Origin of the sequence: Pseudomonas anatoliensis (assembly GCF_017976235.1) — a bacterium.
In the GTDB taxonomy this organism is placed as follows: domain Bacteria; phylum Pseudomonadota; class Gammaproteobacteria; order Pseudomonadales; family Pseudomonadaceae; genus Aquipseudomonas; species Aquipseudomonas anatoliensis.
On the sequence record NZ_JACVHC010000002.1, the window covers coordinates 270,600 to 296,855 of the forward strand.

Below are 26,256 nucleotides of genomic sequence, written 5' to 3' on the forward strand. Positions count from 1 at the left end.
AATCCCTGCGGCTGCGGCGGTTATACTTCGCAGCATTTAGCCATCACCGCGATTCACAAAGGTTGCCTCAATGTCCATGCGTAATGATGCCCACGACGATTTCGATGATGTACCGAGCCTGCGTGCCGACACCTTCGACGACGATGACATTCCGACCACTGCCCGCACCACCGTGCACTCGCGTACACCGCCGGTGGTCAAGGTCAAGGCTGCCAGCACCGGGCCGCTGTGGGCGTTGGTTGGCGCACTGTTCTTCGCGTTCATCGGCCTGGCCTGGTGGAGTTTTCAGCAGATCTCGCTGATGGAGCAGCAACTGGTGGCCACCCAGGAAAGTTTCGCGCGGATCAGCGAGGAAGCGGCGGGGCGCTTGCAGGATATTTCCGGAAAGGTCGTCGCCAGCCAGACCAACGTCAGCACTGACAGCGAAGCCTTGAAGCTGCAGATCAAACAGCTGGAAGGCAAGCTGCTCGATCAAAGCAAACAGCAGCAAGGTGTGGCGGGGCAGGCCAGTGATCTGGACAAGCGTCTGGCGCAGATGAGTGCCCAGACCACCGAGCAGCAGACCGCGAATACACAGTTGCAAGCGCAGGTAAAAGCCCTGAGCGCAGAGCTGGCAACCATTAAAAGCACTCCGGCCGACACCAGTAAGGTCGACGCTCAGCTCAAGGCTTTCGATGCGCAGTTCAAGAGCCTTGGCGCTGATATAGCGGCACTGAAAAAGCAGGGTAACCCGAGCGCCGAGATTGATCGTCTGGCGCAGGAAATCGTCGTCCTCAAAAGCATGCAGGACAACCGCCCGGCCACGCCACAGGGTGGCGGCAACACGGCCGAGTTCGATGCGTTCCGTGGCCAGATGACCCGCAACCTCAACACGCTGTCGGCGCAGATCCAGAACTTGCAGCAGCAGATCAATGCGCGGCCCTGAGATCGGATGATGTGTCGATGAACCCTGTGGCGAGGGGTATCTGTGGAGAGGGGATTTATCTGTGGTGAGCGGATTTATCTGTGTCGAGGGGATTTATCCCCGATGGGCTGCGCAGCAGCCCAATCCACCCCCCTCATTTTTGCTGACCCACCGCACTGAATGGCTTGGGGGCTGCTTCGCAACCCATCGGGGATAAATCCCCTCGCCACAGATAATCTGTACACAGATAAATCTCTTTTCACAGCTAAATCCCTTCCCCACAAATAAAACCACCCACCACACAAAGCTGCGGCAGTTTTCAGAAACAATCTGAATATCCATACATCACCCCAACCCGTCTACGCTCTTGAAACACCAACAAGAACGAGGGATGCGTCATGGGGTTTTTGCATAAAGTGGCCTGGCTCGGCGTGATGCTGTTAGTGGGGTTGGGGCAAGCCAGCGCCGCGACCACGGAGAAGGATGACAGCAAGGCTGCTATTGCCCTGCTGGAAAAGGCACTGGCCTATTACCACGACAACGGCGACAAGGCGTTCGCCGCATTCAGTCGCCAGGGCGAGTTTGTCGACAAGGACCGCTACGTGTTTGTGGTCGACACCAAAGGCGTGATGCTCGCCAGTGGCGGCCCGTCATCGGCGCTCATCGGCCGCGATGTCAGCGAAGTGCTCGGCCCTGATCTGCAAAAAGCCTTCAAGGAAGCGTTGCGGGTGCCCGAAGGCAACGGCATTCAGCAAGCCGAATACCGTTGGCAGAACTGGTCCGACGGCAAGGTCGAACGCAAGCATGTGTTTTATCAGCGCATCGGCCAGCGCATCCTTGCGGTCGGCTACTACTTGCCACGGGCGTCGGCAGAACAAGCCAAGGCGTTGCTCGACAAAGCCGCCACGGATCTTGGCAAAGACGAAAAAGGCACGCTCACGGCGATCAATTCGCTCAAGGGCGGTTATCTGCAGGATGACCTGTATGTGTTCGTGGTCGATCTGAATAACCAGCGCTACGTCGCCCACGGCACCAATCTGCGCCTGATCAATACCGACTTCGGCAAGATCAAGGACCCGGAAGGCAAACCGGTGGGCGAGCCGATTCTGGCGCTGATTGGCAAGCAGGACGACGGCGAATACGAATACCGCTGGAAGAACCCGGTGACCGGCAAGGTCGAAGACAAGCATGCGTACCTGAAGAAGGTCGGGCATTTTCTGGTGGCGGTTGGGTATTACAGCCCCTGAAAGTCAAAAGATCGCAGCCTGCGGCAGCTCCTACAAGGGGGGCAATGTTTACCGAAACCCCCTGTAGGAGCTGCCGCAGGCTGCGATCTTTGCTGTTAGCGGGCGCCGTGCTCACGTCCGCGCAGCAGGTTGTTCGGCATCGCAATCGCCGCCGCCAGCCCCAGCAGCGACACCGTCGCACTGACCCACAGCAAATGCCGGAAGGTCACCGCAAGCTCCGCGCGCAAAGCGTTTTGCGCATCCCCCGGCGCTGCGTTCAAACCGTCCAGCAGTACGTTGCCGGAATGTCCCTCGGCCATCAGCGAACTGCTCGCCAAATGGGCGAAATTCGAATCCTGCAGCAACGCCAGCAACAGCGCCGACATCAACGCCACACCCACCGCGCCGCCCAGCGAGCGGAACAGGTTGGTGGTGCTGGTGGCGACGCCAATGTCGCGTTGCTCCACCGAGTTCTGCGTGCCGACCAGTGAAGTCGGGAACTGCATGCCGCCGGCAATACCGCTGAGCAACATGAACAAACCGCTCATCAGCGTCGCCTCGGGCGGGCTGAACGCCATGCCGACAATCGAGATCGGCATCAGGATCGCACCCGTCAGAATCTGTGGTTTGTAGCGACCGGTGATAGACGTGCGACGGCCGGCAAAAAATGCCCCGATCGGCAGACCCATGGCCAGCGGCAGCAGGTGCAGCGCGGCGCTGTCGGCGCCGGCACCGGTGACGGTTTGAAAGCGCAGCGGCATCAACACGATCAGCGAAATCGCCTGGAAACTGGTGAAGAAAATCGTGCACCAGCACAGCAACGCATTACGGTTGGCGAACAGATGCATCGGCAACAACGGCTCCCGTGCGCGACGCTCGTGCCAGACGAAAATCGCCAGCACCACGACCGCACAAGCGAACAACCCCAGCACTTCGCTGCTGCGCCACGAATGGCCCTGACCGACCTGCGTGATGCCGAGCAACAACGCCGTCAGGCCAGTGATCATCAGCAGTGTGCCGAGATAATCGATGATCGGTTTGCGCTGCGGAATCGGCAGCCCGCGCAGATTGCGATTGGCCACCCACCAGGCGCCAAGGCCCAGTGGCAGGTTGATCAGAAACACCCAGCGCCACGACAGGTATTCGGTCATGTAGCCGCCCAGCACCGGGCCGGCCACGCTTGCGACGGCGTACATACTGCTGAAGTAACCCTGATAGCGGCCGCGTTCGCGTGGCGGCACGATGTCGCCAATGATTGCCTGGCTGACCGAGATCATTCCGCCCGCACCAATCCCCTGAAGAATCCGCGCCAGCACCAGTTGCTCCATGCTTTGCGCCATGCCGCAGAACAGCGAGGCCAAGGTAAACAGGCCCATGCCGAACAGCATCAGTTTGCGTCGCCCGTACAAATCGCCGAGCTTGCCGTAGATCGGCACCGCCACGGTCATCGCCACCATGTACCCGGAAATCACCCAGGCCAGCAGGCTGACGTCCTTGAACTGTGCGGAGATGGCCGGCATCGACACGGCAACGATGGTCTGATCCAGCGCACCCAGAAAAATCGCCATCATCAGCGCGACCAGCACGCTGCGAATGGCCGGTTTGGGCGTTTCGGGGTGATTGAGATGGGTCACGGGCAAAACCTGCGGGCAGTGGAAGTCCCGCAGATCATCAGGCGAGCGGGGATGCTCGCCAGTGTAAGTCGGTAGCAGGCTATTCGATAGCCTCATAAGGAAGTCCGACGTAATTTTCTGCAATGGTTTTTCGACCGGCTTCTGAACTGACAAAGTAGTCCAGTTCCGAGGCGCTGATGCGTTGGCTGAACGCATCGTGATCGTCGAAGCGATGCAGCATCGAGGTCATCCACCAGGAAAAACGCTCGGCCTTCCACACCCGGCGCAGACAGATCTCAGAGTATTTCTCCAGCAGCTCCGTGCGGCCGTCGCGATAGACCTTCAGCAGAATGTTGAACAGTGTGCTGACGTCGCTGGCCGCCAGATTCAAACCCTTGGCACCGGTGGGCGGGACGATGTGCGCGGCGTCGCCGACCAGAAACATCCGTCCGTACTGCATCGGCTCGACGACAAAACTGCGCAGCGGCGCGATGCTTTTTTCAATAGACGGGCCGGTGACCAGTTTCTCTGCAAGCTCCACGGGCAAGCGAAGTTTCAGTTCATCCCAGAAGCGCTGATCGGACCAGTCGTCGACGTTTTCGTCTGCCGGCACTTGCAGGTAATACCGGGTGCGAGTCGCCGAGCGCATGCTGCACAGGGCAAAACCACGTTCGTGGCGGGCGTAGACCAGTTCGTCATGCACTGGCGGGGTATCGGCAAGAATCCCCAGCCAGCCGAACGGATACACCCGCTCGAACACCTTCAGACAATCAGCCGGAATCGACTGGCGGGCGACACCGTGGAAACCGTCGCAACCGGCGATGTAATCGCAATCGATACGCCAGGTTTCACCGTCCTTTTCGAAGGTCACAAAAGCTTCGTCGCTTTTCATGCCGTGAGGAACGACATCGCTCGCTGCGTAAATCGTCGTCGCTCCCGCCTCCCGACGAGCGGCCATCAGGTCGCGGGTGACTTCGGTCTGGCCATAGATCATCACGTTCTGGCCACCGGTCAAAGCGTGCAGATCGATGTGCACCTGGCGCCCGTTCAAAGCCAGATCGAACCCCCCGTGCACCAACCCTTCGGCATCCATTCGCTGACCGACGCCCGCCTCACGCAACAGCTCTACCATGCCTTGTTCAAGCACACCGGCGCGAATCCGCCCGAGCACATAGTCAGGTGTTTGACGTTCGATGATGAGTGTATCGATGCCAGCGTTGTGCAGCAGTTGGCCGAGGAGCAGTCCGGACGGACCGGCGCCGATGATGGCGACTTGGGTTTTTAGCGTTTTCATTGTTTTTATGACTCGCAAGCTTCACGCGACATTCGCCGGTGAATGATTTTTATGGATCGAGTGCTTGCATTTTTCCCTTGCGGGTCTGTCAATTGAAGGTGAAAACTGAGCCGATACCTGTACATTCTGCCAATCGGGGCGATTATCGCCCGCAATACAAGAGGCCTGGATTGAAGTGATGAACAAGCCCGAGCTGCCTTCGATTCCGGTGTTCAAGCTCTACGGTGAAAGCCTGGACTGGCCGACCCCTGACTTGCTGCACTGTGAAACCATTTCCTCACGCAGTCGCGAACATCAATGGGAAATCAAACCCCACCGCCACGCCGATTTGTGTCAGTTGCTCTTCGTATTCAAAGGTCAGGCAGAGCTTGAAATCGAAGGCCAGCGCACCCAGCTCGAAACACCCGCGATTCAAGTCCTGCCGCCGCTGTCGGTGCATGGCTTTCGCTTTTCCGAGGACGTTGAAGGGTTCATCGTTACCCTCGCAACGCCGCTGATCCATCACTTGCAGGCTCAACTGGGCGACGCGGTGCACGCGTTGGCGCAGGCGCATGCTTACTCGGCGGGCAACGACGGCGATTATCTGAACAGCCTGTTTTCAGCGTTGCAGGCTGAGTACAACGGCCATCAACCGGCGCGGGAAATGCTCATGCATGCGCTGGTCAGCGTGATCATGGTCTGGGTCAGTCGTCAGGCAATCGTGCGCCATAAGGCCAGCCAGCGGCCACAGCGCCAGCGCGAATACCTCAATGGGTTTATCCAACTGGTGGAAGAGACTTACCGCCAGCATGTGAAGGTTGAGGATCTTGCGCATCGACTGGGCATTTCGGTATCGCACCTCAACGGCACCTGCCGTGAGCTGGCGGGGCAACCGGCGCTGCAGATCATGCACGAGCGTCAGTTACTGGAAGCCAAGCGCTTGCTGACCTACACCAGCATGACGATTTATGAAATGTCGGAGTTATTGGGGTTTTCCGATCCGACCAACTTCACGCGTTTGTTCAGGCGTCGGGTGGGGATATCGCCAAAGGCGTTTCGCGACCGGTTGAAGGCCGAGCAATAGCCTCATAAACGCTGCAAAAACCTGTGGGAGCTGGCTTGCCAGCGATGGCGGTGGCTCAGTCGACATCAATGTTGAATGTGAGTCCGCAATCGCTGGCAAGCCAGCTCCCACAGGATCGCATTCCAGTCAGTTGGATCAGCGCAACGCATTCAGCGTGGCATTGTGCGGAATGCAGCGCTCGAAGTTGCAACTCGCGTATTCGCGGGGCAGTTGTCGCTGTTGCTCGACCCGCCAGGCCGCAGTGCCATACAGCGCGAGCGTGGCGGCGCAGGTGATGAAAATCGCGAAATACCTTCTTGTTTTGATGTTCATGGTGTTCGACCTCTGAACGAATACTCTGCGGTATTACTTTCAGCATAGGTCAGCGCCAAGGACTTGCCAGCTAACGTGATGGCACATGTAACGCGACATTCAGAACAATGATGGACCTCCGGTGGGAAATGGGTTTACAGGCCCACATCCCATTCAGGATTCTCGGGAAACCTCACCACCAGAAAATCCAGCAGGCTGCGCAACGCCGTCGGCATGTGTTTGCGTGAGGCGTAGACCGCGTAGATGTTCATCTGTCGCGGTTCGGCATCAGGTAGCAGCCGAATCAATTCACCCGCATGAATATGCCCCCCGGCCTGATACGTCGGCAGCATCGCCACCCCGGCGCTGGCCAGGGTCGCGCGTAACAACGTACTGGCCTCGTTGGCGCTGATGTTGCCCTGCACCGGCACGGACACCTGCTCGCCATCCTCTTCGAAGTGCCACAGACTCTTGCCGAAATACGAGTGGGTCAGGCAGTTGTGCCGGCTGAGATCTTCGACGCGCTGTGGCGCGGGATTTTCGCGCAGATACGCCGGGGTCGCGCAGACCACCGAGCGGCACACCGTCAGGCGCCGGGCAATCAGGTTAGGGTCCAGATCGTTGCTGGTGCGAATCGCCAGGTCGATCCGCTCATCCACCAGATTCACCGTGCGATCAAGCATCTGCAGGTCAATGCTCACGCCCGGATAGCGCTTGACGTAAGCCGCCATCGCATCGGCCAGTTGCGCCTGGCCGAACGAGGTGCTGACGCTGATCCGCAGCAACCCGCGCGGCGCATCGTCGGGCTCGCTGACGGCGGCTTGCATGTCGCTCGACAGTTCGATCATCTGTCGGCAACGCGGCAGGATTTCACTGCCGGCAGCGGTCAGGCTCAATTTGCGCGTGGTGCGGTGCATCAGGCGTGCACCGACCCAGTCTTCCAGCTCTGCCAGATAACGCGAAACCACCGGGCGTGACAGGTCCAGATGATCGGCGGCGGCCGACTGGCTGCCCAGATCCACCACCGTGACGAATACTCGCATTGCTTGGAGACGATCCATGATTTGCCCGCTTTCAGAAACAAACTATGTTCAAGCATCGCATTTTTTGTACTGACTCAGGCAACTAAGCTCTGTCCCATCGCCAGACACGGCATTTCGGATACTGGAGCAACAGATGATCGGCTTCACCACAATCAAACGCGTTTTACTCGCCACGGCCTCCCTCGGCTTCGCCGCCCACGCAGCCGCTGCCAACCTTACCCTCGATGTCTATAACCCTGGCACCAACGCTATTTTTCCGGTGACCTCGGTACTGGTCAGCGGCGCGAAAGACGCGATTCTGGTCGACGCGCAGTTCGGCAAATCCCAAGCCGAGCAAGTGGTGGAAAAGATCCGCGCCAGCGGCAAGCATCTGACCACTATTTACATCAGCCACGGTGATCCGGATTACTACTTCGGCCTCGATACCCTGACCAAAGCCTTCCCTGACGCCAAGGTGCTGGCCTCGCAGCCGACCGTTGATCACATCAACAAAACCGTCGAAGGAAAACTCGCGTTCTGGGGCCCGAAAATGGGCGCCGACGTCCCTGCAAAAACCATTGTGCCGGGCGTCCTCAAGGGCGACAGCCTGATGCTCGAAGGGCAGAAGTTGCAGGTGATCGGGCTGGACGGCAAACAACCGGATCGCAGCTTTGTGTGGATTCCGTCGCTCAAGGCCGTGGTCGGTGGCGTGGTCGTCGCCGAAAACATCCACGTCTGGATGGCCGACACCCAGACCGCGCAATCCCACGCCGATTGGCTGGCGACACTGCACTCGATCGAAACCCTGAAACCGCAAACCGTGGTGCCGGGACATTACCTGGGTGAGAGCAGCCGTTCGCTGGCCAGCGTTAAATTCACTGCCGACTACATCAAAGCGTTCGACGCAGAAACCGCCAAAGCCAAGGACTCCACCGCATTGATCGCCGCCATGAAAAAGCGCTACCCGACGCTGGGCGAGGAAAGCTCGCTCGAACTGAGCGCGAAAGTCGCCAAAGGTGAGATGCAGTGGTAACCCGCTGACACTGACCGCTCAAAAACTGAGGACTGAAGACTGCATTTGTGGCGAGGGGATTGCCTTACAACAGTAGATTTTTGCCGTTACTGAAACACTCAAGCCAACTGGAGAATGTCATGAGCAAAATCGCAATCATTGGTGCCACCGGTCGTGCCGGTAGCCAACTGCTGGAAGAAGCCCTGCGTCGCGGTCATAGCGTCACTGCCATTGCCCGCGATACTTCGAAGATCGGTTCGCGTGCAGGTGTGGTCAGCAAGAATGTCGATGTGCTGGATTCAGCCGCACTGCAAGACGCCGTGGCGGGACACGATGTGGTGATCACCGCCGCGCATTTCGCCACGGTGCCGGCCAGCGCCATTGTCGGGCCGGTGAAGCAGGCGGGTGTGAAACGCTTGTTGGTGGTCGGCGGTGCTGGCTCGTTGTTGCTGCCGGACGATACTCGGGTGATCGACAGTGCAGGTTTCCCGGCGGAGTACAAAACCGAAGCCAGTGCCGGTGCTGCGTTTCTTGAGGCGTTGCGCCAGGAGAAGGATCTGGACTGGACCTTCCTGTCACCGTCGGCGGAGTTTGTCGAAGGTGAGCGCAGCGGCAAGTTCCGCGTCGGCCAGGATCATTTGCTGGTGAGTGAAGAAGGGCGGAGCTGGATCACTTTTGCCGATTACGCGATTGCGCTGATCGACGAGGTGGAAGCGCCGAAGCATTCGCGTATGCGGTTTACGGTCGGCTTCTGAACCCACACACACACACATCCCGTGTAGGAGCTGCCGAAGGCTGCGATCTTTTGATCTTGTCTTTAAAAAACAAAAGTCAAAAGATCGCAGCCTGCGGCAGCTCCTACAGGGGATTAGGGTTTCTGGTTTGACGGGGTGTTCAGCGGGTGTGGGCCTGCTCAACCAGCCACAGCATCAACTCTTCAAGCTGCGGCGAAGTTTCCCCGCCCTGCGGCACCACCAGGTAGTAAGCCAGCCCGGTCTTCACCTTCAGCTCAAACGGCATCACCAATCGCCCGGCGTGCAAGTCATCACCGATCAGTGACCAATCACCGATGGCCACCCCCGTCCCGTGGGACGCCATCGACATGGCCTGATCCAGCGTCTCGAAATGCTGACCGCTGCTGACATTGTTCAATTGAAGTGCGGCGGCGCTCAGCCACACCGACCAGTCCTGCACATCGTGCGTCGGATGCAGCAGCAGATGTTGCTGCAGATCGGCGGGTGTCTTCAGCACCGGCGAGCCTTTGAGCAGCAGTGGCGAACAGACCGGTGTCAGTTGTTCATCGAACAGATGCAACGCACCCGGCGAGTTGTCTGGCGGTGTTCCATAAATCACCGCCGCGTCGAACTGCTCACGTTGAAAGTCGACGCCATGTTGCAAAGACGCGGTCAGTTTCACCGGCACGTCCGGGCGCTCCTTCTGCCATTGCAGCAACCGTGGCAAAAGCCAGCGCATCACACAACTTGGCGCCTTGAGTTGCAGGGTCTGACGGCGCACGCCGATCTGCTCCACCGCCTCACCGAGCAGGCCGAACATCTGTTGCACGCGCAACATCCATTCCCGACCTTCGGCTGTCAGCTTCAACCCTCGGGCCAGACGAATAAACAGCGGATAACCCAGATGCTCTTCCAGCCCGGCGATCTGTCGGCTGACCGCGCCCTGCGTGATGTGCAACTGCTCGGCAGCCCGGGTGAAGTTGCAGCACTGGGCGGTGATCCAGAACGTGTGCAGGGCGGGCAGGGGCGGCAGTCGTTTCATGTGGATCCAAGCTATGACGTGAGGACATGGCTAGTATGACTTTTAATCGATTGTTGCGGCTACCCACCGCCAGTTCAATGAAGCCCATTCCACGAACAAGAAGGGCAATCGACATGGCGACGTGTGGCGAAGTACTGGTCAAGTTACTCGAAGGTTATGGGGTCGAGCAGGTGTTCGGCATTCCCGGGGTGCACACCGTGGAGCTGTATCGCGGGCTGGCCCGTTCGAGCATCAACCACGTCACCCCTCGGCATGAACAGGGCGCCGGATTCATGGCTGACGGCTATGCGCGCACCAGCGGCAAACCGGGCGTGTGCTTCATCATTACCGGCCCGGGTATGACCAACATCACCACCGCCATGGGCCAGGCCTATGCCGATTCGATCCCGATGCTGGTGATCTCCAGCGTGCAATCGCGCAGTCAGTTGGGCGGCGGTCGCGGCAAACTCCACGAATTGCCGAACCAGAGCGCATTGGTCGGCGGCGTTGCAGCGTTCTCTCATACGTTGATGTCGGCGGCGGAATTGCCCGGCGTCCTGGCTCGCGCCTTCGCGCTGTTCCAGGCCGGCCGTCCGCGTCCGGTGCACATCGAAATTCCTTTGGATGTGCTGGTAGAAGAGGCCGATGAACTGCTTGCCAGCGTCCCGGTCAACATCGACCGCGCGGGTGCTGCCCCAGCGGCCGTGAGCCGCATGACCGAGCTGCTGGCCGGCGCCAGACGTCCGCTGATTCTTGCCGGCGGTGGCGCCATCGATGCCGCCGCCGAACTCACCGAGTTGGCCGAGTTGCTCGACGCTCCGGTGGCGCTGACCATCAACGCCAAAGGCATGCTGGCGTCCCGTCACCCGCTGCTGATCGGCTCGACGCAAAGCCTGGTCGCCACCCGCGCATTGGTCGCCGATGCCGATGTGGTTTTGGCCATTGGCACCGAACTGGCGGAGACCGATTACGACGTCACTTTCGCCGGTGGTTTCGAGATTCCCGGCAAGCTGCTGCGCATCGATATCGACGCCGATCAGACCGTGCGCAACTATCCGCCGCATGTCGCCCTGGTAGCCGACTCGCGCAACGCCGCGCAAGCATTGCTGAGTGCGCTGTCGCACAAATCACTGGCCGAGCGCAGCAACGATTGGGGTCAGGTGCGTGCTGCGCGTCTGCGCGATGATCTGGCCGCAACCTGGGATGCACCGACGCGGGCCCAGACGCGTTTCCTCGAAACCGTGCTGCACGAATTACCGGACGCGGTGTTTGTCGGCGACTCCACGCAACCGGTGTACACCGGCAACCTCACGTTCAACCCGGAGCGCCCGCGTCGCTGGTTCAACTCGTCGACCGGCTACGGCACCCTCGGTTACGCACTGCCTGCGGCCATCGGTGCGTGGCTCGGCGGCAGCACCGAGAGCGGGGTTCGCCCACCAGTGGTCTGCCTGATCGGCGACGGTGGCCTGCAATTCACTTTGCCGGAACTGGCCAGCGCCGTTGAAGCGCGCACACCGGTCATCGTCCTGCTGTGGAATAACCAGGGCTACGAAGAGATCAAGAAGTACATGGTCAACCGTGCCATCGAGCCGGTCGGCGTGGACATCTACACCCCAGACTTCATCGGTGTGGCCAAGGCCCTGGGTTGCGCGGCTGAAGCGATCAGTTCGGTTGAGCAGTTGCGTGGCGCACTCAGGGCTGCAACCGATCGGCAAGGCCCGACAGTGATTGAAATCGACCAGCGCCAATGGATGCAGGCGGTGGCGCAATGATCAATTTCCCCACCACACTCGACGGCCTCTACATCAACGGCCAATGGTCGGCCGGTCGCGAGCATTTGCGCGTGATCAACCCCGCCACCGAAGCGCTGCTGACCACGGTCATCGGCGGTGACGAGCGCGCAGTCGATCAAGCCGTCAGCGCGGCGACTGAAGCCTTCAAGAGCTGGTCGCAAACCACTGGCGCCGAGCGCGGCGTGATCCTGCGCAACATCGCTACCGGGGTGCGCAACGGTCGCGAGCACTTGATGAAATTGCAGTCGAGCAACAACGGCAAACCGCTGTTCGAAGCGGCCATCGACGTCGATGACGTAATCGCCACGTTCGATTACTACGCCGAACTTGCCGAAGGCCTCGATGCGCAACAGGACAGCAACGTGCCGCTGCCCAGCGAAGATTTCAGCGCACGCCTGCGACGCGAGCCGTGCGGTGTGGTCGGGTTGATCGTGCCGTGGAATTTCCCGATGGTCACCACCGCGTGGAAACTTGCGCCAGCCCTGGCCGCCGGTTGCTGCGTGGTGCTCAAACCGTCGGAAGTCACGCCGCTGCCGGAGCTGGAACTGGCGGCGATCATCGCAGAATCCGGATTGCCGAACGGTGTATTCAATTTGGTCTGCGGCACCGGTCTGGCGGTGGGTGCGCCGTTGTCGGCAGAGCCGCGTATCGCCAAAATTTCCTTCACCGGCAGCAATGCGGTTGGCGTGCAGGTGATGCAGAGGGCCGCTGAAACCGTGAAGGGCGTGAGCTTGGAACTGGGTGGCAAATCCTCGCTGCTGGTGTTGGCGGATGCTGACATTGATCTGGCGGTTGAACTGGCCTGCGGCGGCGCATTCTTCAATGCAGGGCAAATGTGCTCGGCCACCAGCCGCGTGCTGGTCGCTGAAGAGTTGGAGGAAGAGTTCCTCATGCGCCTGCAAAAACGTGCGCAGGCAATTCGCGTGGCTGACCCGTTCGACCCGGAAGTGGAAATGGGCGCACTGGTCAATCAGGCGCAGTACCAGCGTGTGCTTGGGCATATTGATCGTGGGCTGAGTGCTGGCGCGAAGTTGCTCTGCGGTGGCAATCGTCCTGAGCATTTGCCGCGTGGATACTTCTTGCAGCCAACCGTGTTCACTGACGTGCCGCTGGACAGTGCGCTGTGGTGCGAGGAGATTTTCGGTCCGGTGGTGTGTGTGCGCAGTTTCAGCAGCGAAGCCGAGGCGATTGCATTGGCCAACGACAGTCAGTTCGGTCTGGTTGCCAGTGTGGTGACCCGTGATGTCGAAACCGCCGATCGTGTCGCCAACGCCCTGCAGGCTGGTCTTGTGTGGCTGAACGCGCCGCAAGTGATTTTCCCGCAAGCTGCGTGGGGCGGTTACAAGCAGAGCAGCATTGGTCGTGAATTGGGGCCTTGGGGGTTGGCGGCGTTTCAGGAGATCAAGCATGTGATTAGGGCGGTTTGACTGGACTGGCCTCTTCGCGGGCAAGCCCGCTCCCACAGGAATCGCTGTCGTGCATAAAATGTGTGCGCACCAATGAACCTGTGGGAGCGGGCTTGCCCGCGAAAAAGGTCCGTCGCCGCATCAAATAATCTGGATCAGACCGACAAGCGCAACCGCGCCAGATCCCTTAACGGCGGTGCCCCAAACAATCGGCTGTATTCGCGGCTGAATTGCGACGGGCTTTCATACCCCACCCGATACCCCGCCGCCGACGCCTCCAACCCTTCGGCCAGCATCAAGCGCCGCGCCTCTTGCAGGCGCAACTGCTTCTGATATTGCAGCGGGCTCATCGCCGTCATCGCTTTAAAACGGTGATGCAAAGTCGACACGCTGAGGTTCACTTCCTTGGCCAGATCATCAATTCGCAGCGGCTGTTCGAAGTTGCCGTTGAGCCACTTGATCGCCTGGCTGATGCGATGGCTCTGGCTGTTGGCAATCGCGATCTCATACAAGCGATGGCCCTGCGGGCTGCGCAACAGGCGATAGAGAATCTCCCGGCGAATCAGTGGCGCGAGCATGGCGATGTCTTTCGGTGCATCGAGCAAACGCGCCAGACGCAGCACCGCGTCGAGCATCGCGCTGTCGATTTTCTCGACATACAAGCCGCGCCCGGTCGGCCGGGTCGGTACGGCCATGGGGCCGGCGTCGGCGATCAGTGCGGTGATTTCCGCCGGGTCGATATCCAGGCGCACGGCGAGGATCGGCTCTTCAGGCGACACGTTAACCACTCGCCCGCTCAACGGCATCGAAACCGAGACCACCAGGTAATTCAGCGGATCGTAATTGAAGAACTCATCGGCCAGCCGCACCTCTTTACGACCTTGCGCCATGATGCACAGCGCCGGTTGCGCGAGTACCGGGGCGAAGTCGTGGGATCGGGTGTGGCGCGACATGAACAGCGAACCGACGGCGGTCTGATAGCTGCCATCGTCGGTGGTGTTGCGGCGGATGATCGCCGCCAGTTCCGCACGCTGCTTTTCCATGTCGGCGGTGGGTTCGGCTTGAAAACGATCGAATGACGTCATGCACGGCATCCTCGGCAGGGGAGGTGGAATGGAGCAGAGCATATGTTTGTGCAAGCGCCAGCGGTAGACACATCCTGCCAAATGCTTGCCTGATTCTGCACCGCGATATTCACGACACACGGTTCGCCCCTTGCTTGTAGGAGCTGCCGAAGGCTGCGATCTTTTGATTTTTGTTTATAAGATCAAAAGATCGCAGCCTTCGGCAGCTCCTACAGGGTACGGGCGTGGTTTGATGTTCAGGCAAGTCTCGCAGGATTGTGCAACGCGGCGGCAGGAATCGACTAACGGCACCTCGCGCCCGCGCCTTAACCTTGGATCCTGTCGCAGCCTCCCCCCGGCTGCAACGCAACTCCTTGGGAGGGTTGAACATGTCCAAGCAGATTCCCGTCAGTCATATGGCCTTCGTACGAGCGCGCGCCGGACGCTCGGCAGAACTCGGTGTACGCCTGAGCGCGTTGATCGATCCTTCTCGTGCCGCCCCCGGTTGCCTGAGCTTTGCCTTGCAGCATTCGCAGTGTGATCCCGAGTTGTGGCTGGTCTCCGGTTTCTGGAGCAATCAGCAGATGATGACCGCGTACTTCAACAGTCCGGCAATGGAAATCTTCGCCGAGCTGGTGCAGGAACTGGTGGTCAACAGTCTGGATTTTCACACCTTCAAGGATGTCTCGGCGGCACAGGCGCTCGGCCAGTGTTCAGCACCGATACACAAACTCGTCGGTTGAGGGTTTAATGTCCGGCTTAATTGACTGAGCCAGGACTTGCGACATGGCACGTAAAGAGTTCGAACACTTCGAAGCAGTATCCGCAGTTGTCCCCGTCGAGTTGGGTGGCAACAAGGGCTATTACGCAGCGATCGCGGTCAAGGCCCTGGTCGATGGCGGTGCACCACGCTTTCACAAACTGCTGGAAGATCAGGTCTTCCCCGGCGCCATCGCAGCCGATGAGGCCGCCATCAATGAGCTGGACCGCCTCAAGGGCGTCACCGAAGACGCCGAGTTGATCTGGTAAGTCGTTACTTCGCCGCGCCCGGACGCCACATCTTGAACAGGGCTTCAGGCCCCAACTGGAAATAATCCGCCGGCCCGCCGCCGCGCAGAATCGGTTCTGCCGCGGCGGTGTCGTAGACCCCGTCTTTCAACAGCCACTTGGCGATATGCACGGCGACCACTTCGCCGAGGATCAGCCAGCTCGGTACTGTCTCGCCATCAGCGCGCTGCAATTGAATGATCTGCGTGACCTTGCACTCGAAGGACACCGGGCTTTCGGCGACGCGTGGCACGGAAATCACTTTCGACGCCACGGTCGTCAGGCCTGCCAGTTCAAACTCGTTGACCTCTGGCGCGACCATCGCGCAGCTCTGGTTCATCTGCTCGGCCAGCGGGCGAGTGGCGAGGTTCCAGACGAATTCGCCGGTCTGCTCGATGTTGTTGAGGCTGTCTTTGCGCCCCACGCTGGAGAAGCCAATGATCGGCGGAATGTAGTTGAAGGCATTGAAGAAGCTGTACGGCGCCAGGTTCAACCGGCCGTTGGCATCCTGCGAGGAAATCCAGCCGATGGGGCGCGGGCCGACGATGGCGTTAAACGGATCGTGCGGCAGGCCGTGGCCGTTGGCGGGTTCGTAGAAGTGGATGTCATCGGGCATGGCGTGTGTTCCTGAGGCTGGATTTTTGAATGAAGCCATAGTGCAAGCCTGCACCGCGCATTTCCAGTCAGAAGAAGATCCCGTGTAGGAGCTGCCGCAGGCTGCGATCTTTTGATCTTGTTTTTTACAAGCAAAGTCAAAAGATCGCAGCCTGCGGCAGCTCCTACAGAGGGCATTTAAGCGGCTCTAGAAATGACTAAGCCCGGCCGAAGCCGGGCTGTGCGCTTTACAGCGGCGCTTAACTGATGGAAGCGGATTGAGTACGGTCGTAACCGTCGGCAGCGAAAGTCGCGGAACCGGTACGGTCATAGCCATCTTCAGCAACAGTGGCGGAACCAGTGCGGTCGTATCCGTCAGCAGCAACAGTAGCGGAGCCAGTGCGGTCGTAACCATCGGCGGCAACGGCCGAGCCGGTGCGATCAAAACCGTCGGCAGCAAAGGTGTTGGCGGCCAGTACGGACAGGGTCAGGGCGAGGATCAGTTTGGTTTTCATGTTCGTTACTCCAGATTCGTTGGCGGGTGTGTCTTGCATGGGGTTCATGCTACGCCAACTAAATTGATTAAAAAGCGCAAAATAATGCTAAAAACTATCGATTAACTAGATGTTAAGGGCGACGCATTTAATGGCTTCCATCATCAGGAGCGAACGTCGCGCAGGTAATCGACCAGGTAGGCACAGGATGCCGAGGCAGAATTAACCGGTGATTAATCGCCGGAAACAAAAAAATCGCAGCCTCCGACAGCCCCTGTAGGAGCTGCCGAAGGCTGCGATCTTTTGATCTTGCGTGACGTTCAGTCAGTCAATCAGTCAGTGACGATCCGCGAATGCTTCTGGGTGTCCTTCATGGTGATGTACACCAGCAACGACACAGCGATGCACGCCGTCACATACCAGTAGTAACCGGTTTCCATGCCAATGCTCTTGAACCACAGCGCAATGTATTCGGCGGTGCCGCCGAAGATCGATACGGTCAGTGCGTACGGCAGGCCGACGCCCAGGGCGCGGATTTCAGTCGGGAACAACTCGGCTTTGACCACCGCGTTGATCGAGGTGTAACCGCTGACGATGATCAGCGCCGCCATGATCAGGAAGAACGCGCCCCACCAGCTCTGGATGGTGTGCAGAGTCATCAGGATCGGCACGGTGAAAATCGTGCCCAGCACACCGAAGGCGATCAGGATCGGACGACGACCGATCTTGTCCGACAGGCCACCGATGATCGGTTGCAGGCACATGAACAAAAACAGCGTGGCGGCAGAAATGGTCGTCGAGTCGGAGATGCTCATGCCGACGGTGTTCACCAGGTATTTCTGCATGTAGGTGGTGTAGGTGTAGAACGCCAGCGTGCCGCCCATGGTCAGGCCGACCACGGTTGCCAGTTCCTTGGGGTGACGCATCAAGGTGCGCATTGCGCTTTCCTTGGACTTCTCTTTCTTGGTGAACGACTCGGTTTCTTCCATGCCGCGACGCAGGTACAGCGCAACCACTGCGCACAGCGCGCCGATGGCAAACGGAATGCGCCAGCCCCACGCGTACAACTGCTCGGTGGTGAGTGTCTGCTGCAGCACGATCAATACGCCGAGGGCGATGAGCTGGCCGGAAATCAGGGTCACGTACTGGAAGCTGGAGAAGAAGCCGCGACGCTCCTTGGTCGCCATTTCCGACAGGTAAGTAGCGGAGGTGCCGTACTCACCGCCGACCGACAGGCCTTGCAGCAGGCGGGCGAAGATCAGCAGGATCGGTGCGCCGATGCCGATGGTTGCGTAGTTGGGGCTCAACGCGATGATCAGCGAGCCGAAGCACATCAGGTACACCGAGGCCATCAACGCTTTCTTGCGCCCGACTTTGTCGGCGTACAGGCCCATCAGCCAGCCCCCAATCGGGCGCATCAGGAAGCCCACGGCGAAGATCGCAGCAGTGTTCATCAATTGTGCGGTGGAGGAGCCAGCAGGGAAAAAGCTCTTGGCGAAGTACAGCGAGAAGGCGGCATAGACGTACCAGTCGTACCACTCGACCATGTTGCCAACGGAACCGCTGAAGATCGATTTGATCCGGCTGGCGGTGGTTCTTTCTTTGGCCGGCGCGGCAGCCGACCCAAGTGGCAGGGCGTTGGAGTTATCCATTGAAGGATCCTTCATTTAATTGTTTTTGTGGAGCGCGTTAAAACGCAGCCTGCGGGAGCTATAGCAGGAGCTGTGCCAACGGGGAGAGGGGCGGTTTAGAAGGGGTAGCGGGTTTTGATGAGCGAAAATCCGCTTATGTTGGGTGGGTGTTGAGCGGATTTTCGCTTAAAAGATCGCAGCCTGCGGCAGCTCCTACAAGTTCAGTGTCATGCGCAAATGATGCGGACACCGGAGCTCTGTAGGAGCTGCCGCAGGCTGCGATCTTTTGCTCTTCAAGGGCCGACAAACATCTCCCGACTCAACCCATGCCGCTGCATCTTTTCATTGAACGTACGCCGCGGCAGTTGCAGCTCTTCAAGCACTGCTTTCACATCACCCTTGTGCCGCGTCAGTGCCGCGCGCAAGCACTGCGCCTCGAAAGCTTCCTGCTGCGCCGCCAGCGACTGCCCCGGATCAATTCCCGGTGCCGGTTCATCCAGACCCAATACCTGACGCTCGGCGACGTTGGCCAGTTCGCGCACATTGCCCGGCCAGTCATGGCACAGCAGATGACTCAACTGCGCCCCGGTCAACGGTGGAAAGCTGCGACCCAGACGCTGCGCCGCACTCTGGGCGAATGATTCGAACAGCAACGGAATGTCTTCGCGGCGTTCGCGCAGCGGCGGCAAGCGCAGTTCGGCAACGTTGAGGCGATACGCGAGGTCTTCGCGAAAACGCCCGGCACGCGCCTCGTCGAGCAAGTCCGGTTTGGTCGCCGCGACAATCCGCAAATCCACGCGAATGCTCTGGTTCGACCCCAGTCGTTCAAGCTTCTGCTCTTGCAATACCCGCAGCAATTTCACTTGCTGGGCCAGCGGCATGCTTTCGATTTCATCGAGAAACAGCGTGCCGCCATCGGCGTATTCCAACTTGCCGATACGCTTGCCGGAGGCGCCGGTAAACGCGCCGCTCTCATGGCCGAACAGTTCGGCTTCAAACAGCTGTTCAGGGATCGCCGCGCAGTTGAGCGCCACGAATGGTTTGTCCGCACGGGGGCCGAAGTCATGCAGGCAGCGCGCAACCAGTTCCTTGCCGCTGCCGGTCTCGCCACGGATCAACACATTGACCGGCAGCGCGGCCAGATCCAGCACCTGCCGGCGCAAAGTCTGCAAGCCACGGGACACGCCGAGCAACGTCGAATCGAGTTTGGCGCGGTTGTCGGCCTGCTCGTGCAGGGCGCGGTTTTCCAGGACCAGTCGGCGTTTCTCCAGCGCCCGGCGCAGGCTGCCGAGCAAGGTCTCGGGGCTGAACGGTTTTTCCAGAAAGTCGTAGGCGCCGTCGCGCATCGCTTCGACCGCCATCGGCACATCGCCATGACCGGTGAGCAGAATCACCGGCAGATCGGCGTCGCGGCGCTGCACCTCGGCCAGCAGTTCCAGGCCACTAAGGCCGGGCATGCGCACGTCGCTGAGGATCACCCCGGGAAAATGCGCGGGCAGGGCGACGAGGCATTCTTCGGCGCGGCTGAACAGCTGCACCTCGAATCCCGACAGGCTCAGCCACTGCTCGACAGCACTGCGAATGCTGCTTTCGTCATCGACCACCATCACCGAGTTGAGCATCAGATGTGTGTCTCCAGATCAATCGGCAAAGTCAGGGTGAATGCCGCACCGCCGTCGCCGTTCTCGACGCTCAGACGACCGCCGGATTCGTGCACGATGGCAAAAGATACTGCCAGCCCCAGGCCAAGGCCGTCACCTACAGGTTTAGTGGTGAAGAACGGGTCGAACACCTGCCCCAGATGTTCTTCGGCAATGCCGCCGCCATTATCGATGACGCTCAGACGCCACAACTGCTCGTCGGCTTGCAGACGAATTTCCAGGCGCTTGCACGGTTTGCCCTGCATGGCATCGAGGGCGTTGCGCAGCAGGTTGATCAACACCTGTTCGAGACGGATCGCATCACCGCGCACCCATGCCGGGCGGGTCAGGTGCAGCACCAGGCTGACCTGCTCGTCACGCAGGCGAGCGTCGAGCAATTGCAGCGATTGATCGACCACCGTCGCCAGATCCAGACGCTCGCGCAAACCACCGGGGCTCTTGCGGGCGAAAGTTTTCAGGTGGCCGGTGAGGGCGGCCATGCGCGTGAGCATCTCGTCCACCGGTTTCAGGGCCTTGTAGGCGTCATCGACGCGGCCATGGTCGAGCAGCAGGCGCAGTGTCGCCAGTTGCATGCGCTGAGCGGTCAGCGGTTGGTTGATTTCATGGGCCAGGGCGGCGGACATCTGGCCGAGGGCGGCGAGTTTTGCCGACTGCACCAAGCCTTCTTGCGCAGTGCGCAGTTCGCGGGTGCGTTCTTCGACCAGTTGTTCGAGTTCTTCGCGATTGCGTTGACGGACCTTCGACAGGCGCCAGCGCTGATTGAGGAACAGCAACAGAAACACCAGCGCCAGCCATACGCCGGCAGCCGCGAGGCCAGCGTTGCGCAGGTCTTCGAAAGCCACTTGCGGGTGGCGCAGCAGATGCAGGGTCCAGCCTTCGGTGGTCAGTGGCAGCGACTCCCACAGATAATCCGCCGTCCCTTGCGGGCCTTCGACGCGGCGCAGATCGCTGTTGTCATCGAAGCGGCGCAGCGACAGATGGGTCAGTGGCGTCAGCGACTGTTTGTCGTATTGGCGCGTCGTCTTGATCTCGGCCTGATCGCTGGCACTCAAGGGGCGCAACAAGCGATAGCGCCAGCCGGGCTGATTGGCGATAAAGACGATGCCGCGCGCATCGCTGACCAGCAAGGTGTCGTTGCCCTGGCTCCACTCGCGCTCCAGTTCGGGGAACTCCAGTTTGACCACCATCGCCCCGAGGAACTGGTCGTTGTCGCCCAGCACCGCACTGGAGAGAAAGTAACCGGGAATGCCGCTGGTCACGCCCACCGCGTAAAAACGCCCGGTGCCCTGGGTGCGGGTCTGGCTGAAGTACGGCCTGAAGCCGTAATTGTGGCCGACGTAGCTGCTGGGCAAACGCCAGTTGCTCGCGGCTACGGCGAGGCCGGTGTGATCGAGCAATTCAAGGGTCGAGGACTGCGCCGCACCGTTGATCTTTTCCAGTTTCAGATTCAGCGCCGTTTGTACCTGGGCATCAACGGGGCCGGCCAGTGCCGAACGCAATTGCGGGTCCAGCGCCAGTACGGCGGGGAGGGCGCGATAGCGGTCGATCAGGGTGTGCAGCGAATTGGCATAGAGCGCCAGTTGCTGGTTGGCCCGGGCCGCGTCCTCTTCCAGCGCCTGACGTTCGGCGTGGCGGATGGCAAGCGTTGCGGCAAGCGCAGCGCCGGCGACGATCAGCAGTGTGTACAACGACAGACGCAGGGTACGGGAAGTCGGCGGCATGCTGGGCAGATGGATGGCTGGTCGGGCCGGCACGATAACACGCGGCCATACAGGTTTCAGTGCTTGCGGTCACGACCGTAATGATCGTTTTGGCGATACTGACTCAGCGGTGTCGTTGAAGTCTTCGCTGGTGTGATACCAGGGATGGTAAGCCTCGCGGGAGAAATCGCCTTTGGCGTTGATCAGTTTGATCGGACGGCCCAGCGGGTCGTAGAACAGTTGATCGAAGTAGCCCAGTTCGTGCAGCGACTGGTCGTTGACGTAACCGTGGGTATCGGCAAAGTACGGTCGGAACTGGCGAATCGGCAAGCCCTTGTTGTTGTATTCGACCCGCTCGCTGATTCTCCACCGTGAGTCGGCGTACACCTCGACATACTTGCCGTCTTCAATGACGAGCGAACCATCCACCACCTTGTACGCCATCCCCGGGTCAACCAACTGCTGGGTTTGCAGCGCGCGGCCAAAGCCGTCGACACAGGTCTTGATGATCTGGATTTGCGCCTTCACCTCGTCGTCTGGATAGCGGTCGGCGCTGAGCACGACGCTGTGCACCGGCTCGCGTCGGACACTGGCGATGGCTGAGCGCAACGCTTGTTCCGCCGTGGTCAGTGTGTTTAACCGGGCCAGTCGCCGACGAGCGCTGGCACGAATATGGCCGCTGGGCAGCAGATAACCGCTGGCGATCCATTCGTCGCTGGAGCTGTCGCCGACGGGGAGCTGCCCCATCCAGCTGAACAGGTCTTTGCGCAGGGTACTGGCCGCTTTTTGTATGGCCACTTCAGGATCTTCGATAGCCGGATCAGGGCGATGATCCTCGGGGCGCCGGTATTCGCTCAACGGTGCGAAACCCACCGCCAAGCCGTTTTCAGTGCCGTGGAAACTGGTCGCCAGCGGCTGGCCGGAGGGTTCGTAAATCACTTCTTCGATATTGTCGTTGGCATCGACGATGCGCATCGGTTGCAGCGCGTGATAGTCGTAGGTGATTTGGGTGGTGCAGCCATCCGGCAGCTCGACGCTGGTGACTGCCAGTCGATAATCGTCATATACCGCGTGGGTCACGCCATGGCTGGGCGTTTCGTTGTAATCGCGCACTTGATAAAAACCGCGGAGGTCAGCGTACCGGGCGTAACCGAACGACGACGACCACAAGTTCTCTTCAGCATCGACCGACGGTGAGGGCTCAAACAGCAGCGGCATGGCCGTGTAGCCGATCTTTCGCAGCTCGTCACGGATGTTGAAAGGCGCCGGCAGCACGTCGTATGCGTCCAGTGCGGTCTTGTCCAGCTGCGCCATTTCCAGCGGGCCAGCCAAGGCTTCGAAGCTGGCATCTCCTTCGTCCAGCAGCGTCCCGTCGACCGTCACATAGCGTTGCACCGATTGCGTCGTAAGCACGCGTTGAGTCTGCCAGTGTGCGCTGTCCTGATGCGTTGTCAGCGATTCGAATGACACCTGCTCAGGATCAAGGCCAGTCGGCAGCGTGCCTTTGGGCAATACCAGTGCGTTGCTGCGTTGCTGATAAGGCAAACCCAGGCGCCAGTGCTGTGGATCGGTATCCAGATCGATGAAAGCGGCGCGGGTTTCGCTGATGTAAAACGACTGCTGCGCTTCGTCGTGAGCGTCGCGCCACCACTGTTGCTCATCAGGATCGGCAAACGGCGGCGTGTCCTCGCCGGTACGCCTGCGTGCGTAGCTCACCGTCATTGCGTGGGTTGGCAGACCGAAAGCGTTCCAGCGCAAGTTGAGGTCGTGACGGCTAAGCGGATCATTGATGATGCGGTCGTACTGGTAGCTGATTGTTTCCACCACCAACGGCAGCAACACGGCCGCCGCGTATTGGCCCTGAGGCCTGACCTCACGCACCAGATAGCGCAACTCTTCAACCGCATAGGGCAGGGCGTCGGTAGAGGCGAAATCCGCATCGGCATAAGTTTCGATGCGGGTGATCGAGCCGACCAGCGCTCGCGAAATCTGGTATTCGCTCTCGGAATTGTGTGGCGGTATCGGCTCATCCTGTTCGTCGGCAGCGTGGTAGCGGCTGAACAGGGTTTTACCCAGCGCAATCGCCTCGGCGTCCCGATTGAAATAGTGGTCGCGGGGGCGATCCAGCGCTTGTCCGGTGTGAAACCAGCTACACACCCGCACTGGCGCACTGAACCCGACGTCGTCATCGCCGCTTGCACTCTCGCTGTCGGTTTGCTGCAAGTAACCGAAGCCGCGGAACTCGCGTTCCTTGCCGTCGTAAACACCCTCGCGCCAGACGAACGCCTGAGTCAGGCAGTTGCCGGTGATTTCATCCAGCTGTTGTTGTTTTTTGACCACAGCCACCGGGAAGGGCAAGTGCGAAATCGGCAGCCGATTCAGCTTGAGTACCTGCTGTTTCTCATCCAGCCATTCCTGCGCCGAACCGCGATAGACCACGCTGGTGCTGCAGCCCATGTTGTTGTTACTGGCCGTCAGCAGATACGGTTTGGCTGTGACGAAATCGTAGCGCCAGTGCTGCGGCTTTGTGTGCGTTACGGTGAGTATCAGGCTGGCGCAACCCAGCCCTTGCAAATCGGCGAAGCTCACCTGGCTTAAACGGTCGTAACGCACACCTTCGGGCCATGGCACGCTGATTGGCGCTTGCTCCAGGCCGTTGCCGCCACGGTTCAGATAGATCTCGAAAACATCGCTTTTGAGGTAGATCAGCGCCGATGCGCCGGAGCCGTCGAGGTCGGCGAGACGCACTCGCGAAGAATCGAATTGCTCGTAGGCGAAGGGCAGGTCACTGATCTTGCGGCCTTCACCAAAACGGCCGTGACCGAGATTGGGCCAGCAGCGGATTTCGTTGTGTCGAATGCGGCACAGCTCGGGCATGTCACTGCCCAGCAGATTGCCGAGCAGCACCAGTTCAGTGGGCGTGTTGCTGAACAGCGGCAAGCGGTCATTGGCCGGTTCGTGCGGCACTTCTTCGGCCGGGGCGAAACCCTGTTCGCGTCGGTTGGCGTAAAGCCTCACCGAGTTCGGGCCAATCATCGCAATCGAATCCAGACCATCACCACTCAGGTCGCCCAAGGTCGATAGCGTGTGGAAAAACTCCAGGGGAAAGGCATTGAAGGTAAGGTAGTTGGCGAATTTCCCCTTCTCATCAAGCGTGCGGAAACCGGCGCTTGCGGGCTGTGCAGTGACCCAGTCGAGGCGCCCGTCGCCCGTCAGGTCGGTGAGCAGTTGCTGCACCGCGCTGTTGCGATTGGCCACCGGAATCTTCTCCAGCGCCGTCCACGGGCCATAGCCGATTTCATCGCCGCCCGCTTCCGCGCGCAGCGGTTCGCGGTAGTACCAGCTCTGGTCATAGCGGCACAGAAACCCCGGGACGCCTTCACCATAGAGGTCTACGCACTGATAAAAACCGTCGTCTTCAATTCCCGGTTGGTGATCGTTCTCAAGCAGACGTGTAGGGATTTTGTTGATCTTGAACGATGAATAATCGAACTCCACCGGCGGGGTGTTTTCCACCATGCCACTGGCATCGAAGGCCTGGTAGTGCGCGGCACAGATCTGGCTGAACGACCAGTGCGCAGTGACGTCGCTGTGTTCCAGCAGCAGACGTCGCACCAGTACCGGTTTATCCCCTTGGCTGGGCGGGAAGTGATGAAACATCAGCATTTGCCGACAGAGACGGCGGGTACTGATTTCAAAGCCCTGGCCGTAGGTCGAGAAGAGATCTACCCGCGCGGGCCACGGCTGTAGCGTTTCGCCGTCGTAGGCCGGTACCTCGGTTAGCGAGGTGGTTCGCTCACCGTAGTCGAACAGCAATTGGAAATGCCAACCCGGATCGGCGAGGTTTTCGACTGTCCAGGCGTAAAGGTCTTTGCTCGCCGTAAAATTGCCGTAGCACACCCGCTCCACATAGCGCTGGGCGCGGAAATCGTTTATCGGGTCGGGATCCTGGTCGTCAGCCTTGTAGACATAAGCGATGTGCTCGCCGCGCGCGTTCATGCTTTCGCACAGCAGCCAGGCGCTAACGCGTAGCGGATCATCCGGATCGGCAAGACGTGAAGCCGGGGTTTTGCCGTAGAGGTGCAGCGAGCCATCCGCGCCATGCACCAGCCAGAAAGGTGGTTGGTCGCTCGTCGACTGCCAGCGCTCACGCAGGGCAAAGTCGCTTTCTACTCGCGGCCAGTAGCGCACCACGTTGTGCGGGCCAATGGCGACGCCGTCGTAAGTGGATTCGAGGCGCGACTTGATACTCCCGTCCGCCTTGAGCTCGGGCATCCACACCTCGCCGTCGGCCCCGACGATTTCGTCATGCTCGGTATAACGCGGCACGCCCTTGTGAGTGCGCAGGCTGATCTGACTCAGGCCCAGGCTCCAGCCGACACCGAACGGCCCGTTACCGGTCTGGCTGCTGTAACTAAGGGACAGTTGAGGGGCCCAACCTCGCCCGGCGGAAAGCGGGATTGGCAGCTCGAACGATGCGGCTCCGGTCGGGCCGACGCTGCCCCAACTCTTGCCGATGGTGGCGATCGTCGCGCTTTTGGCGATGGACGGAGTAACGATGCTCAGTTCTTGGTCAGCCATGATTGCGTCCGGTGCAGTTGCAGTGGCGTAGGTGAATCGACGCTACCAACAATGGCTCGGGGCGTAACCTGTCAGATGTGACAGGTGCACAAGATCGATTTGTGT

The 26,256-nt window shown here is 59.9% G+C and carries 21 protein-coding genes; 9 read left to right on the forward strand and 12 right to left on the reverse strand.

Annotation, left to right across the window (positions count from 1 at the left end; translation table 11 throughout):
- The first annotated feature begins 70 nt into the window (after positions 1–70).
- Both ICA16_RS06630 and ICA16_RS06635 read left to right on the forward strand, forming a co-directional pair.
- Positions 71–925: an ATPase gene (locus ICA16_RS06630; protein WP_210700261.1), complete on the forward strand. Its 855-nt coding sequence runs from the start codon at positions 71–73 to the stop codon at positions 923–925.
- Positions 926–1,302: 377 nt separating this feature from the next.
- Positions 1,303–2,151: a cache domain-containing protein gene (locus ICA16_RS06635; protein WP_210700262.1), complete on the forward strand. Its 849-nt coding sequence runs from the start codon at positions 1,303–1,305 to the stop codon at positions 2,149–2,151.
- A gap of 95 nt (positions 2,152–2,246) precedes the next feature.
- Here the strand turns inward: ICA16_RS06635 and ICA16_RS06640 are convergent, their stop codons facing one another.
- Positions 2,247–3,764: an MDR family MFS transporter gene (locus ICA16_RS06640; protein ID WP_210700263.1), complete on the reverse strand. Its 1,518-nt coding sequence runs from the start codon at positions 3,762–3,764 to the stop codon at positions 2,247–2,249.
- 79 nt (positions 3,765–3,843) lie between these two features.
- Positions 3,844–5,037 carry a 4-hydroxybenzoate 3-monooxygenase gene (pobA, locus tag ICA16_RS06645; protein ID WP_210700264.1) on the reverse strand — a complete coding sequence of 398 codons (1,194 nt, stop codon included), beginning with the start codon at positions 5,035–5,037 and terminating at the stop codon, positions 3,844–3,846.
- Positions 5,038–5,215: 178 nt separating this feature from the next.
- On the opposite strand from pobA, the gene ICA16_RS06650 reads away from it, so the two are divergent.
- Complete coding sequence (locus tag ICA16_RS06650) at positions 5,216–6,100, forward strand: helix-turn-helix domain-containing protein (RefSeq protein ID WP_042560695.1); 885 nt, start codon at positions 5,216–5,218, stop codon at positions 6,098–6,100.
- 135 nt (positions 6,101–6,235) lie between these two features.
- Here the strand turns inward: ICA16_RS06650 and ICA16_RS06655 are convergent, their stop codons facing one another.
- Entirely contained in the window at positions 6,236–6,412 is a 177-nt protein-coding gene (locus ICA16_RS06655; protein WP_176091768.1) for a hypothetical protein, read from the reverse strand.
- Positions 6,413–6,546: 134 nt separating this feature from the next.
- A complete protein-coding gene (locus ICA16_RS06660) occupies positions 6,547–7,452 on the reverse strand; it encodes a LysR family transcriptional regulator (protein ID WP_210555044.1) in 906 nt (301 codons plus the stop codon).
- A gap of 115 nt (positions 7,453–7,567) precedes the next feature.
- On the opposite strand from ICA16_RS06660, the gene ICA16_RS06665 reads away from it, so the two are divergent.
- Together ICA16_RS06665 and ICA16_RS06670 are read left to right on the forward strand one after the other, a co-directional pair.
- Complete coding sequence (locus tag ICA16_RS06665) at positions 7,568–8,446, forward strand: MBL fold metallo-hydrolase (RefSeq protein ID WP_210555045.1); 879 nt, start codon at positions 7,568–7,570, stop codon at positions 8,444–8,446.
- Between the two features lie 119 nt (positions 8,447–8,565).
- The gene (locus ICA16_RS06670) at positions 8,566–9,180 is read left to right on the forward strand and encodes an NAD(P)-dependent oxidoreductase (protein WP_210700265.1); all 615 of its coding nucleotides are present in this window, start codon (positions 8,566–8,568) and stop codon (positions 9,178–9,180) included.
- A gap of 139 nt (positions 9,181–9,319) precedes the next feature.
- Here the strand turns inward: ICA16_RS06670 and ICA16_RS06675 are convergent, their stop codons facing one another.
- Positions 9,320–10,201, reverse strand: a complete 882-nt coding sequence (locus tag ICA16_RS06675; protein ID WP_210700266.1) for a LysR substrate-binding domain-containing protein — start codon at positions 10,199–10,201, stop codon at positions 9,320–9,322.
- Positions 10,202–10,314: 113 nt separating this feature from the next.
- On the opposite strand from ICA16_RS06675, the gene ICA16_RS06680 reads away from it, so the two are divergent.
- Complete coding sequence (locus ICA16_RS06680) at positions 10,315–11,952, forward strand: 5-guanidino-2-oxopentanoate decarboxylase (RefSeq protein WP_210700267.1); 1,638 nt, start codon at positions 10,315–10,317, stop codon at positions 11,950–11,952.
- Positions 11,952–13,400, forward strand: coding sequence for an aldehyde dehydrogenase family protein (locus ICA16_RS06685; protein WP_210700454.1), 1,449 nt, complete (start codon positions 11,952–11,954; stop codon positions 13,398–13,400). Before ICA16_RS06680 ends, ICA16_RS06685 begins: the two co-directional genes overlap by 1 nt.
- Positions 13,401–13,534: 134 nt before the next feature.
- On the opposite strand, the gene ICA16_RS06690 is transcribed toward ICA16_RS06685, so the two are convergent.
- Positions 13,535–14,464 (reverse strand): AraC family transcriptional regulator, encoded by a 930-nt coding sequence (locus ICA16_RS06690; RefSeq protein ID WP_150616194.1) that lies wholly within the window; start codon positions 14,462–14,464, stop codon positions 13,535–13,537.
- Positions 14,465–14,832: 368 nt separating this feature from the next.
- Here ICA16_RS06690 and ICA16_RS06695 point away from each other — a divergent pair, with 368 nt between their 5' ends.
- On the forward strand, positions 14,833–15,186 hold the full coding sequence (locus tag ICA16_RS06695) for a putative quinol monooxygenase (protein WP_150616192.1): 354 nt from the start codon (positions 14,833–14,835) through the stop codon (positions 15,184–15,186).
- Between the two features lie 43 nt (positions 15,187–15,229).
- Positions 15,230–15,472, forward strand: a complete 243-nt coding sequence (locus ICA16_RS06700; protein WP_042560686.1) for a hypothetical protein — start codon at positions 15,230–15,232, stop codon at positions 15,470–15,472.
- A gap of 4 nt (positions 15,473–15,476) precedes the next feature.
- Here the strand turns inward: ICA16_RS06700 and ICA16_RS06705 are convergent, their stop codons facing one another.
- From ICA16_RS06705 to ICA16_RS06730, 6 genes are all read right to left on the reverse strand, one after another.
- Positions 15,477–16,106 carry a flavin reductase family protein gene (locus ICA16_RS06705; protein WP_210700268.1) on the reverse strand — a complete coding sequence of 210 codons (630 nt, stop codon included), beginning with the start codon at positions 16,104–16,106 and terminating at the stop codon, positions 15,477–15,479.
- A gap of 238 nt (positions 16,107–16,344) precedes the next feature.
- On the reverse strand, positions 16,345–16,599 hold the full coding sequence (locus ICA16_RS06710) for a hypothetical protein (RefSeq protein WP_210700269.1): 255 nt from the start codon (positions 16,597–16,599) through the stop codon (positions 16,345–16,347).
- Positions 16,600–16,910: 311 nt separating this feature from the next.
- The gene (locus tag ICA16_RS06715; RefSeq protein ID WP_150601687.1) at positions 16,911–18,230 is read right to left on the reverse strand and encodes an MFS transporter; all 1,320 of its coding nucleotides are present in this window, start codon (positions 18,228–18,230) and stop codon (positions 16,911–16,913) included.
- Positions 18,231–18,502: 272 nt separating this feature from the next.
- Complete coding sequence (locus ICA16_RS06720; RefSeq protein ID WP_210700270.1) at positions 18,503–19,831, reverse strand: sigma-54-dependent transcriptional regulator; 1,329 nt, start codon at positions 19,829–19,831, stop codon at positions 18,503–18,505.
- Complete coding sequence (locus ICA16_RS06725; RefSeq protein ID WP_210700271.1) at positions 19,831–21,591, reverse strand: ATP-binding protein; 1,761 nt, start codon at positions 21,589–21,591, stop codon at positions 19,831–19,833. The genes ICA16_RS06720 and ICA16_RS06725 overlap by 1 nt, the downstream gene beginning before the upstream one ends.
- Positions 21,592–21,660: 69 nt before the next feature.
- Positions 21,661–26,151 (reverse strand): SpvB/TcaC N-terminal domain-containing protein, encoded by a 4,491-nt coding sequence (locus ICA16_RS06730; RefSeq protein ID WP_210700272.1) that lies wholly within the window; start codon positions 26,149–26,151, stop codon positions 21,661–21,663.
- Between the last annotated feature and the right edge of the window lie 105 nt (positions 26,152–26,256).

Excerpts from the sequence above, each read along its gene's own strand:
- ICA16_RS06695 (WP_150616192.1), top strand. The coding sequence starts at position 14,833 with ATGTCCAAGCAGATTCCCGTCAGTCATATGGCCTTCGTACGAGCGCGC.
- ICA16_RS06730 (WP_210700272.1), bottom strand. The coding sequence starts at position 26,151 with ATGGCTGACCAAGAACTGAGCATCGTTACTCCGTCCATCGCCAAAAGC.
- ICA16_RS06655 (WP_176091768.1), bottom strand. The coding sequence starts at position 6,412 with ATGAACATCAAAACAAGAAGGTATTTCGCGATTTTCATCACCTGCGCC.
- ICA16_RS06705 (WP_210700268.1), bottom strand. The coding sequence starts at position 16,106 with ATGCCCGATGACATCCACTTCTACGAACCCGCCAACGGCCACGGCCTG.
- ICA16_RS06665 (WP_210555045.1), top strand. The coding sequence starts at position 7,568 with ATGATCGGCTTCACCACAATCAAACGCGTTTTACTCGCCACGGCCTCC.
- ICA16_RS06635 (WP_210700262.1), top strand. The coding sequence starts at position 1,303 with ATGGGGTTTTTGCATAAAGTGGCCTGGCTCGGCGTGATGCTGTTAGTG.
- ICA16_RS06660 (WP_210555044.1), bottom strand. The coding sequence starts at position 7,452 with ATGGATCGTCTCCAAGCAATGCGAGTATTCGTCACGGTGGTGGATCTG.
- ICA16_RS06710 (WP_210700269.1), bottom strand. The coding sequence starts at position 16,599 with ATGAAAACCAAACTGATCCTCGCCCTGACCCTGTCCGTACTGGCCGCC.
- ICA16_RS06675 (WP_210700266.1), bottom strand. The coding sequence starts at position 10,201 with ATGAAACGACTGCCGCCCCTGCCCGCCCTGCACACGTTCTGGATCACC.
- ICA16_RS06630 (WP_210700261.1), top strand. The coding sequence starts at position 71 with ATGTCCATGCGTAATGATGCCCACGACGATTTCGATGATGTACCGAGC.
- pobA (WP_210700264.1), bottom strand. The coding sequence starts at position 5,037 with ATGAAAACGCTAAAAACCCAAGTCGCCATCATCGGCGCCGGTCCGTCC.
- ICA16_RS06650 (WP_042560695.1), top strand. The coding sequence starts at position 5,216 with ATGAACAAGCCCGAGCTGCCTTCGATTCCGGTGTTCAAGCTCTACGGT.
- ICA16_RS06720 (WP_210700270.1), bottom strand. The coding sequence starts at position 19,831 with ATGCTCAACTCGGTGATGGTGGTCGATGACGAAAGCAGCATTCGCAGT.
- ICA16_RS06725 (WP_210700271.1), bottom strand. The coding sequence starts at position 21,591 with ATGCCGCCGACTTCCCGTACCCTGCGTCTGTCGTTGTACACACTGCTG.
- ICA16_RS06690 (WP_150616194.1), bottom strand. The coding sequence starts at position 14,464 with ATGACGTCATTCGATCGTTTTCAAGCCGAACCCACCGCCGACATGGAA.
- ICA16_RS06680 (WP_210700267.1), top strand. The coding sequence starts at position 10,315 with ATGGCGACGTGTGGCGAAGTACTGGTCAAGTTACTCGAAGGTTATGGG.
- ICA16_RS06700 (WP_042560686.1), top strand. The coding sequence starts at position 15,230 with ATGGCACGTAAAGAGTTCGAACACTTCGAAGCAGTATCCGCAGTTGTC.
- ICA16_RS06715 (WP_150601687.1), bottom strand. The coding sequence starts at position 18,230 with ATGGATAACTCCAACGCCCTGCCACTTGGGTCGGCTGCCGCGCCGGCC.
- ICA16_RS06670 (WP_210700265.1), top strand. The coding sequence starts at position 8,566 with ATGAGCAAAATCGCAATCATTGGTGCCACCGGTCGTGCCGGTAGCCAA.